Here is a 17,727-nt window from a genome sequence, read left to right on the forward strand (position 1 = left end):
AAATTACCTTGAAATTGTGTTGGGCCTGTGTTCTTCTTTTTTGCCTGTTTTGGAGAAAATATGCCCAAAACATTGTTGATAGAGAGGCCTGTACCGTTAGGCTTATGGGCAACTAAGCGTTCTTGGTCTTCGTTTCCTTAACCGGCAAGAATGGCTAGCTTTGCCCCTGATTTTCTAGAAAAGATTTACCCTTGAAAGCAACTCAATTTTTGGAGCTGTACCGGCAAGACCCCGTGGTGCAAACCGTGGCCCAACGCCTGCAGACTCCTGAACCTCAACATATACAACTGAAAGGACTGGTGGGCAGCCTTGATGCCGTGGTGGCGTCTGCCTTGCAGACCATGCAGCCCGGCACGCACCTGTTCATCCTGCATGACCGCGAGGAGGCCGCTTACTTTTACAGTGACCTTTCCAACCTGCTGGAAGAAGGCCAGGAAGTCCTGCTCTTTCCCAGCTCGTACAAGCGCGCCTACCAGTTTGACCACACCGAGAACGCCAACATCCTGTTGCGGGCCGAGGTGCTCAACCGCCTGAACAACCGGGCCGGCGCCGGTGCCCTGATCGTGACCTACCCAGAGGCCCTCACCGAGAAGGTAATCAACAAGAAGTCTTTGGTGGCCAACACGCTGGGCGCAAAGGTGGGCGAGAAACTGGATGTGAATTTCCTAACGGAGATGCTGGCCAGCTATGACTTTGAACGCACCGATTTCGTCTACGAGGCCGGTCAGTTTGCCGTGCGTGGGGGCATTGTGGATGTGTTCTCATACGCCAACGAACTGCCGTTCCGCCTGGAGATGTTCGGTGATGAGATTGAGAGTATCCGGACGTTTGACCCTAACACGCAGCTCTCAGTAGAGCAGAAAAAGCAGATCTCCATCATCCCCAACGTGCAGACCAAACTGCTGCAAGAGACGCGGGAATCGTTCCTGGACTTCATCCCCGATGACAGCAAGATCTGGGTCAAGGATTACCGCCAGACCGTGGAGGTGGTTTCTGAGTCTTTTGAAAAGGCTGAGCAGGCATTCAAAGAGATGCTGGAGCACAGCGCGGGCGTGCAGATTGTCTCCAACCCCGAGGATTTGTTTGAATCTGGCAAGTCTTTCAAAAAGGCCCTGGAAACGTTCACGCTGGTGGAGTTTGGCAAGCGCTTCAACTTCAAGAACGCCGAGGTGGTGCAATTCCAGGCGCATCCGCAGCCCTCGTTCAACAAAGACTTCCAGCGGCTGGTGGCCAACCTGCACGAAAACCAGAGCAAGGACTTCGTCAACGTCATCGCCGCCGAGTCCCCACGCCAGGCCGACCGCCTCACCACCATCTTTGATGAACTGGACCATGACGTGCGCTTCCACCACCTGATGCTGGCGCTGCGCGAGGGTTTTGTGGACGATCTGGTGAAACTGGTGTGCTATACAGACCACCAGCTGTTTGAGCGCTTCTACAAGCACAAAACCCGCGAAGGTTACTCTAAATCCAAGGCCCTTACCCTCAAAGAACTCCGCACGCTCAAACCCGGCGACTACGTCACGCACATGGACTACGGCATAGGCCGGTTTGCGGGGCTGGAGAAAGTGGAGGTGGGTGGCCGCCTGCAGGAGGCGATAAGGTTAGTCTACCGAGACGATGATTTGCTCTACGTGAGCATCCACTCGCTGCACAAGATTTCAAAGTACACCGGCAAGGAAGGCACGCCGCCCACCATGAGCAAACTGGGCTCGCAGGAGTGGGAAAACAAGAAAAAGAAGGTCAAGAGCAAAGTCAAAGATATTGCCGCTGAGCTCATTTCTTTATACGCCAAGCGCAAGAAAGCGCCCGGTTACGCCTATTCCCGCGATGGTTTCCTGCAGGCCGAGCTGGAGTCCTCGTTCATCTACGAAGACACCCCAGACCAGGGCAAGGCCACCGAGGACGTGAAAAACGACATGGAGCAGCCGCACCCCATGGACCGGCTGGTCTGCGGCGACGTGGGCTTCGGAAAAACGGAGGTGGCTATCCGGGCGGCATTTAAAGCGGCCTGTGATGGGAAGCAGGTGGCCGTGCTGGTGCCTACCACCATTTTGGCCATGCAGCACTACAAAACTTTCCGGGATCGTCTGGAGGCCTTCCCCGTGAACGTGGAGTACATCAACCGCTTCAAGACCACCAAGCAGATAAAGGAAACCCTCAAGCGCGTGGGCGAAGGCAAAACCGATATCCTCATCGGCACGCACCGCCTGGCCAGCAAAGACGTCAAGTTCAAAAACCTGGGCCTCCTGATTATTGACGAGGAACAGAAATTCGGGGTAAAAACGAAGGATCGCCTGAAGGAAATCAAGGTGAACGTAGATACGCTCACGCTTACCGCCACGCCAATTCCGCGCACGCTGCACTTCTCATTGATGGGCGCCCGTGACTTGTCAGTAATCGCGACGCCGCCGCCTAACCGCCAGCCGGTACAGACCGAGCTGCATGTGTTTGAAGACACGCTCATCCGCGACGCAGTGGTTCATGAACTCAAGCGCAAGGGTCAGGTTTTCTTTGTGCACAACCGCATCTCGGATATTGAGGAGATGGCCAACCTCATCCTCAAACTGGTGCCAGATGCCAAGGTAACCTACGCCCACGGCCAGATGGACCCCGAGGAGCTGGAGAAACGCATGATGCGCTTCGTGGAGGGCGAGTATGACGTGCTGGTGAGTACCAACATCATTGAAAGCGGGCTGGACATCCCTAACGCCAATACCATTATCATTAACCGGGCGCACATGTTCGGGCTTTCAGATCTGCACCAGATGCGCGGACGCGTGGGCCGTTCCAACAAGAAAGCCTACTGCTACCTGTTAACGCCACCGGTGTCTGGACTTCCTTCCGATGCCCGCAAGCGCCTGAGTACCCTGGAAGAATTCTCTGACCTGGGCGAGGGCTTCAAGATCGCCATGCGCGACCTGGACATCCGCGGGGCGGGCAACATGCTGGGCGGTGAGCAGAGCGGCTTCATCAACGACCTGGGTTTTGAGGCCTATCACCAGATTCTGGACGAAGCCGTGCAGGAGCTGAAGGAAACCGAGTTCCGCGACCTGTTCTTTAAAGACACCGACTTGGAGAAACTGGTGGAGCCGGTACGGGAATGCACCGTGGAGACCGACCTGGAGATCCTCATCCCAGACTCTTACATCAGCAACATCTCAGAGCGTCTGCAGATGTACAGCAAGCTAGACCGCGTGAAAGACCTGGAGAGCCTGGAGAAACTGGCAGAGGGCATGGTAGACCGTTTCGGGCCCATGCCGCCGGAAGTGGAGCAGCTGGTGAACATCGTGAAAATGCGCTGGGAGGCCTGCCACTTGGGTTTTGAGAAACTCACGCTCAAGAAAGACACCCTCAAGGGATATATTCCCAGCCAGAACAACGAGGCCTTCTTCCACTCAGAAACCTTCAGCCGTATTTTACGGTACGTGCAGCAGCACTCCCGCCGCTCCCGCCTGAAAGAGGCCAAAGATAAACTGATTGTGACGGTAGAGGATGTCTCCACGCTGGAGCAGGCCAAAGCCATCTTCGGGGAAATGCAGGTGTAAAACTGTTTAGGGGCTGATTTCTAACAATTAGCCCCTAAACAGGTTTTACTTTTCTTTTAACCGGCTATTGACTAGTATGCTACAGGAAAATTTCCTGGCGGGCATCTTACCCAGTATTTAATGCGTTGACGCACATGATGCTTTCTTCCACCTCTGCTCCTCTTGCTTTACCTTCTCTCCTCAGGGCTATTCCGGGATTGCACCTCTTCCTGTCCCCGGAACTGATTATCCTGGAAGCCACCGATGCCTACTTAGAGGCTACATTAAAGGATGCCTCCATCATAGGCAAATACCTGTTTGACGTTTTCCCGGATAACCCGGCAGTACCCGGTTTAAACAGCGAACTGAACCTGAAGCAGTCACTGCACTATGCCATGACCCATAAGGTGGAACACACCATGGCCCTGCAGCGCTACGATGTGACCCGACCACAGGAAATGGGCGGAGGCTTTGAGGAGAAATACTGGCAGCCCTCCAACAAACCGGTTCTGAACGCTGCAGGCGAGGTCCAGTACCTTATCCACAGCGTGGTAGACGTAACGGAGGCCCACAAATACAAACAGGAGCAGGAAATCACTAAAGGCAGCATCCGGGCCTTTGTAGAGGCCTCGGGCGGTTCTTCCTGGGACTATGACATTGCCAGCGGCAAATTCTACTGGGGCAAGAACTTTGAGCAGGTCTTTGGCCACAAGGTATCTGAAGACGGCGAAAGCCCCGCGCAATGGGATGCCCGCGTACATCCGTCTGAATATGATGGGCTGCGGGAAAGCATTACGGAGGCCGTCAAGAAACAGGAGAAGGTATGGTCTGGCAAATACCGTTTCCTCAAAGGCGACGGCACCTACACCCATGTCATGGACCACGGCTACATCCTGTATAATGATAAAGGCAAGCCGTACCGTATGCTGGGCACCCTCATTGACATAGAGCGCCAGCAGGAAAACGAACGCCTGGCCAAAGAAAACCTGGAGCGGTTTGAGCTCCTGGCCAAGGCCACCAATGACGTGATCTGGGACTGGGACCTCACCAATGATTTCATCTGGTGGAACGATGGGTTCAAAGTCACCTTCGGCTACAAACAAGAAGACATAGAGCACGACATCAACTCCTGGTATGGCCGTCTTCACCCCGAGGATGCCGCACGGGTGGTGGAAGGCATCCACCACGTCATTGACAACGGCGGTACCAACTGGCAGGATGAATATCAGTTCAGGAAAGCAGACGGCACTTACGCCCACGTTTTTGACCGTGGTCTGGTGGCCCGCAATGAAGCCGGAAAACCCATCCGCATGATTGGGGCCATGCTGGACCTGACAGAGAAAAACAAATACGCCGCCGAGCTAAAAGAGCGTGAACAGCACGTGCGCGCGCTGCTGGAAGGAATTCCCGAGATTGCCTGGGTAGCCCGCGCCGATGGGTACATCCATTACTACAACAAAGCCTGGTATGAGTACACGGGCAATACCAGCCCAGATGAAGGGTGGGACCACATTGTCCATCCAGAAGACTTAAAATTTACCATTGACAGGTGGAGCCAGTCATTGAAGACCGGCCAGGAGTACGTGAATGAGGCTCGGCTTAGAAGGGCCTCAGATGGCAGATACCATTGGTTCACCATACGCGCTACCCCGCTCATCAATGAAGATGGCACCATTAACTCTTGGATTGGGGTAGACACCAACATACAGGACCAGAAAGATATCCAGTCCAAGCTCAGGGAACGCGATGAGTATGTGCAGCGCATGCTGTCCCAATCACCGGTTCAGTTCGCTGTGCTCAAAGGCCCGGACTGGATCGTGGACTTTGTCACTCCTCAGTTCAAGCAACTGATTGGTGGCCGCGAAACCGTAGGCAAGCCGTTCCGCCAGGCGCTTCCTGAGTTGGAGACACAAGGCTTCTTTGACATTGTGGAGAAAGTGTATGCCACCAAGGAGTTGTACTTAGGAACCGAGACCCCTGCCTACTTAGACCGGAATGGAAACGGTGAACTGGAGCTAGGCTATTTCAACTTCATGTACCAACCCCTGCTTGATGCGGAGGGAGCGGTGGAAGGAATCATTATTGTGGTAGTGGAGGTAACTGAGCGGGTGCGGGTACGGGAAAAAGCCCAGAAACTAGCCGAGGAACTGAAAGTCTCGCATGAGCGCACCCTCAAAATCCTGGATGCCCTGCCCCACATGACCTTTACCGCCAAGCCAGACGGGTTTGTAGAGTATTACAGCCAGCAATGGTATGACTACCTGGGCACCACGCAGGAAGAACTTAATGGTTGGGGCTGGGAGTACTTTATCCACCCAGATGACCTGGCCAAGACGCATGCCGGGTGGAGCCACTCGCTTAAAACCGGCGAGCCGTTCATGGTGGAAAACCGTTGGCGCACCAAAGCGAAAGAAGAGTACCGCTGGTTTCTGGTACGGGGGGTACCCATGCGTGACGAGGAAGGCAACATCACCTTATGGGTGGGTTCCCACACAGACATCCAGGACCAGAAGCAAATGCTGCTTGATCTGCAGGAAAGCACCCAGAACTTCCAGTTTTTGGCAGACAGCATGCCCCAACTGGTCTGGACCACAGATGCAGTGGGCTACCATGAATACTTTAACAAGCAGTGGGTTGAATTTACCGGTTTTGACGTAGAGGCCAGCAAAGGCCCCAAAGTGTGGAATGACCTGCTGCACCCAGATGACCGGCAACGATCCTTCGCCCGCTGGCATTATTCGCTGCGCACCGGCGAACCTTACCAGGTGGAGTACCGGTTCAGGCGGGCCGCTGACGGAGAATGGCGCTGGTTTCTGGGCCGGGCCCTCCCGCTCCGTGACCAGGAAGGAAACATTATCAAATGGTTTGGCACCTGTACTGAAATAGAAGACCAGAAACGCAATGAAGAGCTCATGGAGCAAACCAACCGCGAGCTCCGCAGCATAAATGAGGACCTTGACAGCTTTGTCTACACCGCCTCCCATGACTTGAAGCTGCCCATCATCAACATGGCCGGCATCTTCCAGGAGCTTACCCAGAACGCCACCTTCCATGACCCAGATGCGCAGCTGCTCATCAGTATGTTCAACAAATCCCTCAAGCAGATCAACGCCACCATCTCAGACCTGGCGGAGATTGTGAAAGTGCAGAAGGAGATTGACGCGCACCAGGAGGAAATCAAACTGTCTGAGTTGGTAGATGAGGTGCAGCTCAGCATCCAGGACCTCATCCAGAAAGCCGGCGCCCACATCACCTGCGACTTTGCAGAGGCAGACACGCTTTTGTACTCCAGGGTGAACCTCAAGAGTATTTTCTATAACCTTATCAGCAACGCGGTGAAATACCGCTCTCCAGACCGTGCGCCCGTAGTGCGCCTGCACACGCAAAGCAACGTCAATGGCTACACGGTGCTCACGGTGCAGGACAACGGCATGGGCATGGACATGGAGAAACACGGCGCCAAGATGTTCCAGATGTTCAAGCGCTTCCACAACCACGTGGAGGGCTCCGGTCTGGGGCTGTACATCCTTAACCGCATTGTGCAGAAGAACGGCGGCCGCATTGAAGTAGACAGCCAGGTAGACCAGGGCACCACTTTCACAATTTATTTCAGAAACAGCGTTCAATAGACTGAGCGCTTTCTATATTTGCCCTATGAAAAGGTTAAACCTCATTTTGTTGGTAGACGATGACGAAACCACCAATTATTTAAACAAGCGGCTTCTTACCCGCATGGAGATAGCAGACCGCATTGAAGTGGTCACCAACGGAGAAGAGGCGCTTACGTTTCTGAACGATGCCATCGCCCAGGGGCAACCCCTCCCCGACCTCATGTTCCTGGATATCAAGATGCCGGTGATGGACGGGTTTGAGTTTCTGGACCAGTACCACCAGTTGCCTGAGGAATACCAGAAATGCATTCTGGTGATGATGCTCACCTCCTCGGCCAGCTTCTATGATCTGGAGAAACTGAAGAAATACAACGCCGTGGAGCAGCACATCTCCAAACCGCTGGAAGAAGCCCACGTACGCGAGATCCTGAAGCAGCACTTTGCATAAACCTCAAGCGTTTTACGCCTATAAACAAAAGGGCGGCCCTGAAATAGATCAGGGCCGCCCTTTTGTTTATGCTGGAGTGGCGTAGTTTGGTTTGTAAAAAAATAATGCCAGAAATAGGAAAAGGATGCCGGTTTATCTGAAGGATTTTCTGCGGTAATCTAGCGGATGAGCGCTGTGCTTTGCGCCGTAACAATAGCCTCAGAAGCCATGTTTACTTTTTTAGGCTTACCGTACGCAAACCCAGAAATCACCAAAAAGAACAACAGGAAAACACCCAACAGTGGTAAGTATTGTTTCATAAAAAGTAAGCTGGAAATTAATTTCTCCCACTTACTCTTTTCTTCCGCAAAGGTTATCCACAAGCTTTCTCCGCCTTGGCTCTCAAGGCCTACACCGTAAAAATACTAATCTTCAAACCCCGCCATCTTAACCCTGCGCAAACGCTATCGTACACATACTTACATTTCCCACCGGCACCGGTGGGCATTTTAATTGATATTTAAACGATAGAAATCATGGACGATAATCAAAGAAACGGCTTCAACCCCAGCCGGGACAACGAAGCCCAAAACCACAGAGTAGGCCGCGATTTATATTATCGGGACCAGCAGCGGAACCAGCATTCAGAGCGTTCGCATGACAACCACTGGGACAACGGGAACAACTTTCACACCGGCCCAAGCAATCAGACCAGAAGCCACTTCCCCGAGGACACCCATCAGCGCAACTCCAACGCAGACCGTGGCGCCAGTTTAAGCAAACACTACGGCAACCGTGAGTACAGCTCTTACCGCAACCCCAACAGCCTGAACTACGGCGATGGCCGCGGCAACAGCACCCCGCAGTCTGAGCGTCAGCCAGGCCAATCGGCTTTCAACAACAATAACAGCAACTCCCACTTCTCGCCCTACGGCGATGAACGCGGCAACTATTCTGCCCGCCAGGATTCCTACGGCCAGGGCCATGACCGCATTCACCCAGACAACAGAATCTCTGAGCAGCGCCGCCGCGATGACACCAATGAGAACTACTACCGCGGGGGCTACATGGAGCCGAGAGGCGTTCAGCAGGAACTGCCCCGCCCAGACAGCAACCCGTACAATGAGTACCCCGGCTCGCGCAGTCGCTACAAAGACGATGACTACCGTTACGGCAGCGGCAACCATGACTGGTACAGAGAGCAGCGCTACACCTCAAATGACGGCCGCCGCATGGACCATGACAAAGGCGATATCCTAAACGACATGGGAGAAGGCCTGCGCGAAGTATGGCATGATGTGAAGAACATCTTCACCCGGAACCGTCACTCAGATGACCACGACCATGGCCATGACAACCGCCGCCACGATCACGACTATGAGTACCGCTCCCGCCATGACCGGGGCGCTGAGAGAGGTCCCCGTTGGTCAGATGAGACAGACTCCGGCGATGACCGCTCCAACAACCCGCGAAACAACAACCCCCGGTACTACTAACCAGGGGTGCCCACTTAAGAGAAGACTATGAAAGCACTCATGATTGCCATTGCTTTGACCAGCGTAGTCGCCTCCATCTTATTGCTCCGGGCTTTCCCGGAAGATGAGTTGTCTGTTGACGGTTACCTGGAAGCCTAGGAATATCTAAAACAGTTTTGAAGCCGGTGCCATTTGGTACCGGCTTCTTTTTTTGCAGGCGTATTTGGCCTCTTTTTCAGAAATTTGCCCTTAAATACTTTTGCCTTCACCCCATGCTAGAAGAACTTCTCCCCCAGATAAGAGCCTGCCAGTTGTGCGCCGCCCACCTGCCACACGGTCCCCGGCCGGTGCTGCGGGCGGCAACCTCGGCGCGGCTGCTCATTGTGGGGCAGGCGCCCGGCACTAAAGTACACGCGTCGGGCATTCCCTGGGATGACCAGAGCGGCAAACGACTGCGCAGCTGGCTGAGGCTTACCCCCGATGAATTCTATAACGAAGCGCACGTAGCCATTGTGCCTACCGCCTTCTGCTATCCGGGTACCGGCAAGTCCGGCGATCTGCCGCCCCGCCCCGAGTGTTTCCAGCACTGGCACCCGCAACTATTGCCGCTGCTGCCCAACATCCAGCTCACGTTGCTCATAGGCACGTACGCCCAAAAAGCCTTTCTGGGGCAGCATGCCAAAGCCACCCTCACCCAGACCGTAGAAGCCTGGCAGGAATATCTGCCCAGATTTCTGCCGCTACCGCACCCCTCTCCCCGAAACATTGCCTGGTTCAAGCGCCACCCCTGGTTTGAGCGCGAGGTAGTGCCTACCCTGCAGGAAATTGTGCAGTCCATGCTGCCTTCTTCATGACCCAATCCGATTTTTGCCTATTTTCACCAAAATAGGCTTTAACCGCATGAGCATTCATCTGCAGAGTAAACTTCCGAACGTAGGCACCACCATCTTCACTACCATGAGCCAACTGGCTCTGCAGCACGGGGCCATCAACCTGTCACAGGGCTTCCCCGATTTTGACTGTCCGCCGGAGCTGGTGGATTTGGTGACGGAGGCCATGCGGAACGGGCTTAACCAGTACGCGCCCAGCCCCGGCCTTTTATCGCTCAGGCAGAAAATAAGCCAGAAAACGCAGTTGCTGTACGGCCACGCCGCCCAACCAGAAACGGAGATCACAGTGACCTCCGGCGCTACCGAGGCCCTGTTCGCAGCCATTGCCGCCGTGGTGCAGCCCGGTGACGAGGTGATTGTGCTGGAGCCCTGCTACGATTCTTATGTACCGGCCATTGAACTCAGTGGGGGCGTACCGGTGTTCGTACCCCTTCGCTTTCCAGATTTCAGTGTAGACTGGCAACAGGTGGAGGAAAAGCTTACCTCTAAAACGCGCCTGCTCATCATCAACTCGCCGCATAATCCTAGCGGCGCCGTGTGGCACCAATCTGACCTGGATGCGCTCACTCGCCTCACCCAGCAGCACCCGTTCCTCATCCTCAGCGACGAGGTCTACGAGCACATGGTCTTTGACGGGCAGCCGCACTGCAGCGTGCTCTCGGTACCGGCCCTTGCTGAACGCGCCTTCGTGGTTTCATCCTTCGGGAAAACCTACCACACCACCGGCTGGAAAGTAGGCTACTGCATCGCGCCCGAGCTGCTCACCCGTGAATTCAGAAAAGTACACCAGTACCTCACCTTCAGCACGGCCACCCCGTTGCAACACGCCATCGCCGCGTACCTTGACAACCAGGAGCACTACCTTACCCTACCCCTGTTCTACCAGCAGAAACGGGACCTGTTCGCCTCGCAGTTGCAGCCCTCCAAGTTTGAACTGTTGCCTAGCGCCGGCACCTATTTCCAACTGGCCCGCTACTCCCAAATCTCAGACCTGCCAGACGTGGAATTCTCCCAATGGCTCACCAAAGAAGCCGGCGTAGCCGTAATTCCCGTTTCAGTGTTCAACCACGACGGCTTAGACCACCAGGTAATCCGGTTCTGCTTCGCGAAGAAAGAGGAGACATTGCGGGCTGCGGCGGAAAGGCTGTGCCAGTTGTAGTTCTGAGTTCTGAGTCTTGAGTCCTGAGTTGTAGGATAAATACCTTGGGGTTGCCCTTGCGCTTTTCACCGCAGCTCAGGTTGTTGGTGATAACACCAACAACCTGAGCTGCGGTAATTTAACAATGCTTTCGCAAAAACAGCCTCAAATCACCTCCGTCCGCAGGACGATGCAGGCATTGCAGCGGCTCTAGAGCAAAGGCAGGCACATGCAGGGAGGCGGAGGTTGGGCGCGTGCGTAACCCAACCTCCGCCGAGCGCAGGCAGTGGCTTATCCAATGGCAGTGCCATAAGTTCACTATGCAATAAATAGCGGCAGCGGGGTGTCACCATAATGAAGAAAAGACTGTCCGAGCATCAGCGAGTTTCTTTTCTTCTTGATTCTTTTGGTTACTTTTCTCATCAAGGAGAAAAGTGACAAACGCCCGCAGACCGCGGCTGCAGTTCTGAGGCTTGGCAAGGAAGGGATTAGAAAGTTAAGTCCTATAATGTGCCTTTGAGGCTGGCGCCTCACTGCAGTTGCAAACTGCAGCCCATGGTAGGTCCAAGTTGAAAACTTGAACCAGAATGATTAGAAAGAATAATCAGCGGACGTTATCATCCCCCTACCCCCTTCAAAGGGGGACATTGAACTTAGAAACAGCTATTCTGGTTTCAACTTCTTTTCCAAAAACCATCCCCGAAAAGGAAATACTTACAACAACTTCTCCGCTACTTCCCTCCACGTACTCACCCGCTCAAACTCATGGATGTTCACATTGTGCGGCGAGGTGAAGAGCAGTTTGCGGTCGCCGGTGAAGGTGCGGAGATTGCGATGACGGTCATCAATCATGATATCTGCGCCTATGATGCTTTTGTCACCGCAGAGCACGTAGTTGCGCCAGCTGATGAACGGGAAATGATCCTGCAGCCAGTCAAACTTATCAATGAGCGAGTTCCTGAACTCCATGCCCGCGCTCACAATGAAAACATCGTATCTTTCCATTAGGGCCTTGATGACCTCCTGGCTGTCTGGAATTACCTCCAGGTCCCGGAAGAAACCTTCGGCGTTGATGTACTCCCAGACTTTGTGGGAATGCTCAGGTGGCACCACCTCGTGCACGTCTTTGCCATGCAGGGCCTCCGGCGTGAGTTCCAGGGCGCAGTCTTTGTTGTATAACTGAATGAACTTGGCAATGGGGTCGGCCATGACCTCGTCCATGTCTATGGCAATCTTTTTCTTTTGAATCTCCATACGGGATTTTTGATGTAAACAGAAGTGAGTACTTTTATCGGGGGATGGAGCAGATAGGTTCTCCTGAAGGATCAAAATCAGGGTTTATCTCTCCAATTCCTAATTCCAGATTCCTAATTCTTCTTTACCCCGATGTCTGACCTGCGCGTTTCCCTTCTTCAATTAGATCTGGCCTGGCACGATGCCGCCGCCAACCGCACCAATTTCCAGGAGAAAATACAACAGCTCCCTGAAACTGATCTGATTATTCTGCCCGAGATGTTCACCACCAGTTTCAGCATGGACGCCCCGGCGCTGGCTGAGGAAATGGACGGCGAATCGGTGGCCTGGATGCGGCAGATGGCGCAGGAGCGCAACGCCGTGGTCATGGGCAGCCTCATCATCACCGAGAACGGAAATTATTACAACCGCATCATCTGGATGCGCCCCGATGGTACCTTGGAGCACTATGACAAGCGCCACCTCTTCCGGATGGCCGGTGAGTGCGAGGCCTACACGCCCGGTACCCAGAAACTGGTGGTGGACCTGAACGGCTGGAAAATCTGCCCGCTCGTGTGCTATGACCTTCGGTTCCCGGTGTGGTCCCGTAACACGCCTATCTCCTACGATGTGCTCATCTACATTGCCAGTTGGCCAGACCGCCGCCGTCTGGCCTGGCGTACGCTCCTGCGGGCCCGCGCTATTGAGAACCTAGCATACTGCATAGGCGTGAACCGCGTGGGCACCGATGCCAAAGGCCACGCCTACTCCGGCGACTCCGCGGCCTACAACCTGTTGGGCGAGGAACTGGTGCACCATGAATACGAAGAAGCCGTTTCTACCATCACCCTCTCGCGGGAGCACCTAGAGGAAACCCGCCGCAAACTTCCCTGGGACATTGACGCCGATGCGTTCACGATTGAGGTGTGAGGGATTGAATGAATGAGAGGTTGAGTGATTGAGAGGTTAAGTGGATGAGTGATTGAGAGGTTGAATGATTGAGTGAATGTGTGATGGACTGAATAGGAGAATGCTCCTCCTTTTGTCCTCCTCACTTCCACCTTGCCATCCTGAAAGGATCTTGTGCGCGAACTGCACAAACGGAAGCTAAACGCTTGGGCTTCCATTATTCCGTTCATTTCCTTACGGCATCTCACTCCCACTTTGTCATCCTGAAAGGATCTTGGTTGCGAACTAAACAGACGCAACTTAAGCGCTGTTTAGATTCCCTCCCAAATTTTGTTTTTGAGACTCACGCCTCACTGAAGTTGCAAACTTCAGACCATAGTAGGTCCAAGTCACAGACTTGAACCAGATGGAGACATTGTGGAGGCAGCAGAATCACCAGTAATCATTAAAAAAGAGGAACCCGTTTTAAGGCTGTTTTCTTGAAATCAGCTTTGAAACGGGTTCCTCTTTATGGGTTCCTATTTCTAGTGCTTCACCACCAGCTTATGCGTCACCACTCGGCCATCAGCGGCTTGGAGGCGCAGGAGGTAGAGGCCGGCGGGCAAGGCTGCGGTGGAGATTTCCTGGGGTTTTCCGGCTGTTGTTTTTCCTTTTTTGATCAGAGCGCCCGCTACGTTGTGCAGTTGGTAGATAGCGTTTTTCTCCGTGATGATCTGCACCAGTTTATCGGCCGGATTTGGGAAAACCTTGCCAAAGGAGTGTTCCGCCGTTGGGTTCTGGATACCCAAAGGCTCAGAGATGGCTTTCACGAAGCGGAGGCCTCCGGCGTGCGTTCCGATGATGATTTCAGGCAAGGCATCGGTGTTCAGGTTACCGGTGGCCAGGACCATGCCCGTGCCGAAGTTTGCTTCCCCGTACTGCTGCGTGAAAGGTTGCCACAGCAGGTTCTCTTCTACCGGAAACGTGCCGGAAAGATGGTCCTGAAAGGCGGGGAACACCCGGAGTTTGCCGCTATCATCGGTGGCGAGCAGATCAGGTTTCTGGTCCTGGTTCACGTCGGCTACGGTGACCTGGAGCCTTTTGCGTTCTACATCGGCGGCCAGACCGCCAAATGCTTCGGAGATGAGTGTATAGGTGGGGCTGGTGTTGGCGCCAATGTTTCGGTAATACGTGAGATTGCCGGAGGTACGCCCAATGAGCACGTCTAACTTTCCATCGGTGTCTACATCATACAGGTAAGGCGTGTCGCCTTTGAACAGCAGAATGCCTGGGATGGCTACAGCATTGGCCAGGGTAAAAGCGGCGGGCTGTCCGGCCGAGGCTTCGTTCAGGACATACTTAAACTCCACGGTATTGGTAGAAGACTTGAAAGCGCTCCAGGCCAGGTCTGTTTTTCCGTCACCGTTGATGTCCAGCAGTTGGGGTTTCAACAGTTGCAAACCTAAGGAGGAGAAGCCCAGGTAATCTGAGTTGAGGCTTTCAAATAGCGCATCGGTAGAAGTGCCTTTGTTTTGGAGTAAGGTGAGAGAGGCGGCGTATCGGCCATTCTCCAGCACGGCAGTATTGCCCACCAACAGATCCAAAGCTTCGTTTCTGATGAGGTTGCCCAGGGCCGGAGCGGCGCCTTCGCCTACGTCCACCATCTGGTCCTGCAGGAAAGGTTGTTTCAAACTGGCGAAGGCGGGCTGCGCAGCCGTACCGGTATTGGGGTACACCCATACCGAGTTCTTCAGGTTCACGTTCTGGTGCGAATTAGAGGTCATGTTGGGAGCCACTACCAGATCAGGCACGTTGTCAAAGGTGACATCCAGGTAATAGGCGGCTGGAAAAACGCTGAACTGCTGCCCGGAAATATTGGGCGGCAGGTTGTACTCGGCACGGGTAATCTTGGGTTGGGAATTGGTGCCGGTGTTGTAGAGGCTGGCAAGATCAGGGCAATCGTCATGACCTGAGAGTAAGTCCAGTACGCCGTTGGCATCCAGATCCAGGGGCAGCACGCTGGAGCCGCCGATGTGGTGGGTGGACGGGCAGCTTTCATTGAACCGGTAGTTGTTGCAGGTTCCCACGCAACGGGTCACCTGCCCCCAGTACGATGAGGTGCGGGTAAAGGTGAGCGTGTTGCAGTTAAGCCCCTGCTCTACCCGCTCGTTGCGGTAATACTCCAGCTTGGTGCCGCCCGACCACTCCCAGGTAAGAATGTCCAGGTCGCCGTCATTGTCCATGTCTACAATAGCAGGCATGTCTTCAGAGCCCACCAGCAGGTTGGCATCGGTGTTGAAAAATACGGTAGGGTGCGTAAGGTTGAACCGGATACCAGTGCCCGTAGAAGAAACGTTGGTGTACACCACCAGTCCTTGGTTAGAGGCCGTGAACAGGTCTGGGGCGCCATCGCAGTTGAAATCGCGAAGCAGGGCAAAAAACCGCAGTTCTTTGGGGAAGGAGTTCTCATACTCCGGAGCGTGCCGGTATGCCCAGGTGCCGTTGTCCTGCACCGCCAGAAAAGTGGCCACGCGCTGCGAGCTCCGGTCGAAGATAAACAGATCCTGCTGCCCGTCCTGGTTCAGGTCGATGGCGGAGAACTGCGGGCTGTTGAACCCTCCGGCCCAGGGCAAGCGCAGAGGTTGGCCAGTGGCGTTCTGCACCGTGGGTCCGGTTACTTCCTGCAGCCGGGTGGGGTTCTGCGCATCGGCAGTTTGCGTCCAGCCCATTACCCAACTTAAGGAAAAGGCTAGTACCTTTAATGCTTTGTTCATTTATTCGTATCCTAGACGTACAAAATAACTCTTTTCTATGGCGGAGCTAGTGGAGCACCTGTATCAGAAATACCTGGAATGCCGGAAGGTAAGCACCGATTCGCGGGCAGAACAAGATAACACGCTTTTTTTTGCATTGGATGGCCCCAATTTCAAGGGCAGCCAGTTTGCCCAGATGGCGCTGGATAAAGGCGCCCGCTACGCCGTGGTGCAAGACCCCAGCATCACCGGCCCCAACATCATCCAGGTAGAGGATTCGCTCAAGGCACTGCAGGAACTGGCGCTACACCATCGCCTACAACTGAGCATTCCCTTCATCGGAATCACGGGCAGCAACGGCAAAACCACCACCAAAGAACTTATCAATGCGGTGCTCAGCCAGAAATTCAACGTGCTTTGCACCAAAGGTAACCTCAACAATCACATAGGCGTGCCGCTCACGCTTCTCAGCATCCAGCCCGAGCACGAGCTGGCCATCATTGAGATGGGCGCCAACCACCCTGGCGATATCGCGGAGCTTTGCTCTTACGCCTTGCCCACCCACGGCCTTATTACCAACATCGGGAAAGCGCATTTAGAGGGCTTTGGGAGCCTGGAAGGCGTGGCCCGCACCAAGAGCGAACTGTACCTGCACCTGGACAAAGCCGAGGGCACCGTCTTCGTGAATACTTCTAACGAACACCTCATGCGCATGGTACGCAGAATCGCGCGCAAAGTCACTTATTATCAACCGCAAGACGATTATTCTGCCGAGCTGCTGCAGGCCGCCCCGCAGGTTATTTACCGCGCCGCCAACGGCGAGGAAGTGCACACGCATTTGATGGGTTCCTACAACTTTGAGAACATGATGGCCGCGGCTTGCATCGGGCAGTTCTTCGGGGTGCCGCACGAGCAGATCAATGCCGCCATTGCCGGCTACGTGCCCACGAACAACCGCTCGCAGATTGTACAGAAAGACACCAACACCATACTGCTGGATGCCTACAACGCCAACCCCAGCTCAATGGCTTTGTCAGTCTCCAACTTCGGGCAGATGGCCGGTGAGCCCAAGGTGGTGATTCTGGGCGATATGCTGGAATTGGGCCAGGAAAGCGAAACCGAGCACCGCGCTTTGGGCGAGCAACTGAACCAACAGCACTTCGCGCAGGTGTTTCTCTGCGGAAAGGAAATGCGCTACGCCGCCGAGGTGAACCCCGATTTCCGCTACTTCGCCGAGAAAAGCGCCTTGGTGCAATGGCTCACGGATCATCCTATTCGCAACAGCCACGTCCTAATCAAAGGCTCCCGCGGCATTGGTCTGGAAACGGTGGTGGATTTGCTGTAAACGTCGCGATTGGCCCAGACGCTCGCATGACCTGCGGACGCTGCGAGGTCTTGAGGTCTTTTTGAGTTGGCGATAATACGCATGCAAACGTGAACCTACCCCTCCCAGGAGGGGAATTCTCAGGAATGCGTGTTCGGTGTGGGTAAACAATTTCTTCTCCTTTGAAAGGGAAGCGTGTCTTTGCCCATTGTTGGTGTTCTCACTAACTAAACCTGCAACTTATATAGCGCACTGACGAATTGCGAGATTCCCCTCCTGGAAGGGGTAGGGGTGGGTTCTTCGTTTCAAGCCTGTTCTCATAAAATTAGGCCAAAAACCGTCAAAGACGATTTCCGTTTCGGGCCTATTTTTAAAAAATAGCCTCAAAAACAAACGCTATTCCCTAAGTCATAATAAACAAAAGGGAGACCATGAAAATGGTCTCCCTTTCTGTTAAAAGC

At 54.1% G+C, this 17,727-nt stretch carries 10 protein-coding genes; 8 read left to right on the forward strand and 2 right to left on the reverse strand.

Features of this window, described 5'->3' with window-relative positions; translation table 11 throughout:
* The first annotated feature begins 191 nt into the window (after window positions 1-191).
* The 6 genes from mfd to J3P34_RS09885 all read left to right on the forward strand — a co-directional run bounded on the left by mfd (window position 192) and on the right by J3P34_RS09885 (window position 11,089).
* Entirely contained in the window at window positions 192-3,548 is a 3,357-nt protein-coding gene (mfd, locus tag J3P34_RS09860; protein ID WP_210488251.1) for a transcription-repair coupling factor, read from the forward strand.
* Between the two features lie 134 nt (window positions 3,549-3,682).
* Window positions 3,683-7,156 carry a PAS domain-containing protein gene (locus tag J3P34_RS09865; protein WP_210488253.1) on the forward strand — a complete coding sequence of 1,158 codons (3,474 nt, stop codon included), beginning with the start codon at window positions 3,683-3,685 and terminating at the stop codon, window positions 7,154-7,156.
* Between the two features lie 25 nt (window positions 7,157-7,181).
* Window positions 7,182-7,586, forward strand: a complete 405-nt coding sequence (locus tag J3P34_RS09870) for a response regulator (RefSeq protein ID WP_210488256.1) — start codon at window positions 7,182-7,184, stop codon at window positions 7,584-7,586.
* A 515-nt stretch (window positions 7,587-8,101) separates the two neighbouring features.
* Entirely contained in the window at window positions 8,102-9,061 is a 960-nt protein-coding gene (locus tag J3P34_RS09875; RefSeq protein ID WP_210488258.1) for a hypothetical protein, read from the forward strand.
* 251 nt (window positions 9,062-9,312) lie between these two features.
* Complete coding sequence (locus J3P34_RS09880) at window positions 9,313-9,894, forward strand: uracil-DNA glycosylase family protein (RefSeq protein WP_210488259.1); 582 nt, start codon at window positions 9,313-9,315, stop codon at window positions 9,892-9,894.
* A gap of 46 nt (window positions 9,895-9,940) precedes the next feature.
* Window positions 9,941-11,089 (forward strand): pyridoxal phosphate-dependent aminotransferase, encoded by a 1,149-nt coding sequence (locus J3P34_RS09885; protein ID WP_210488261.1) that lies wholly within the window; start codon window positions 9,941-9,943, stop codon window positions 11,087-11,089.
* A gap of 693 nt (window positions 11,090-11,782) precedes the next feature.
* On the opposite strand, the gene J3P34_RS09890 is transcribed toward J3P34_RS09885, so the two are convergent.
* Window positions 11,783-12,322 carry a 5' nucleotidase, NT5C type gene (locus J3P34_RS09890; RefSeq protein WP_210488263.1) on the reverse strand — a complete coding sequence of 180 codons (540 nt, stop codon included), beginning with the start codon at window positions 12,320-12,322 and terminating at the stop codon, window positions 11,783-11,785.
* A 132-nt stretch (window positions 12,323-12,454) separates the two neighbouring features.
* On the opposite strand from J3P34_RS09890, the gene J3P34_RS09895 reads away from it, so the two are divergent.
* A complete protein-coding gene (locus J3P34_RS09895) occupies window positions 12,455-13,231 on the forward strand; it encodes an amidohydrolase (RefSeq protein ID WP_210488265.1) in 777 nt (258 codons plus the stop codon).
* A 503-nt stretch (window positions 13,232-13,734) separates the two neighbouring features.
* Here J3P34_RS09895 and J3P34_RS09900 read toward each other — a convergent pair.
* The gene (locus J3P34_RS09900; RefSeq protein WP_210488267.1) at window positions 13,735-15,963 is read right to left on the reverse strand and encodes a T9SS type A sorting domain-containing protein; all 2,229 of its coding nucleotides are present in this window, start codon (window positions 15,961-15,963) and stop codon (window positions 13,735-13,737) included.
* Between the two features lie 37 nt (window positions 15,964-16,000).
* Here J3P34_RS09900 and J3P34_RS09905 point away from each other — a divergent pair, with 37 nt between their 5' ends.
* Window positions 16,001-17,287 carry a UDP-N-acetylmuramoyl-tripeptide--D-alanyl-D-alanine ligase gene (locus J3P34_RS09905; RefSeq protein WP_210488269.1) on the forward strand — a complete coding sequence of 429 codons (1,287 nt, stop codon included), beginning with the start codon at window positions 16,001-16,003 and terminating at the stop codon, window positions 17,285-17,287.
* Window positions 17,288-17,727 lie beyond the last annotated feature (440 nt).

Origin of the sequence: Rufibacter aurantiacus (assembly GCF_017916345.1) — a bacterium.
GTDB classification, from domain to species: domain Bacteria; phylum Bacteroidota; class Bacteroidia; order Cytophagales; family Hymenobacteraceae; genus Nibribacter; species Nibribacter roseolus.

What these genes read in the sequence shown, in the direction of transcription:
- J3P34_RS09885 (WP_210488261.1), top strand. Translation starts at nt 9,941, where the DNA reads ATGAGCATTCATCTGCAGAGTAAACTTCCGAACGTAGGCACCACCATC.
- J3P34_RS09900 (WP_210488267.1), bottom strand. Translation starts at nt 15,963, where the DNA reads ATGAACAAAGCATTAAAGGTACTAGCCTTTTCCTTAAGTTGGGTAATG.
- J3P34_RS09870 (WP_210488256.1), top strand. Translation starts at nt 7,182, where the DNA reads ATGAAAAGGTTAAACCTCATTTTGTTGGTAGACGATGACGAAACCACC.
- J3P34_RS09880 (WP_210488259.1), top strand. Translation starts at nt 9,313, where the DNA reads ATGCTAGAAGAACTTCTCCCCCAGATAAGAGCCTGCCAGTTGTGCGCC.
- J3P34_RS09875 (WP_210488258.1), top strand. Translation starts at nt 8,102, where the DNA reads ATGGACGATAATCAAAGAAACGGCTTCAACCCCAGCCGGGACAACGAA.
- J3P34_RS09865 (WP_210488253.1), top strand. Translation starts at nt 3,683, where the DNA reads ATGATGCTTTCTTCCACCTCTGCTCCTCTTGCTTTACCTTCTCTCCTC.
- J3P34_RS09890 (WP_210488263.1), bottom strand. Translation starts at nt 12,322, where the DNA reads ATGGAGATTCAAAAGAAAAAGATTGCCATAGACATGGACGAGGTCATG.
- J3P34_RS09905 (WP_210488269.1), top strand. Translation starts at nt 16,001, where the DNA reads ATGGCGGAGCTAGTGGAGCACCTGTATCAGAAATACCTGGAATGCCGG.
- J3P34_RS09895 (WP_210488265.1), top strand. Translation starts at nt 12,455, where the DNA reads ATGTCTGACCTGCGCGTTTCCCTTCTTCAATTAGATCTGGCCTGGCAC.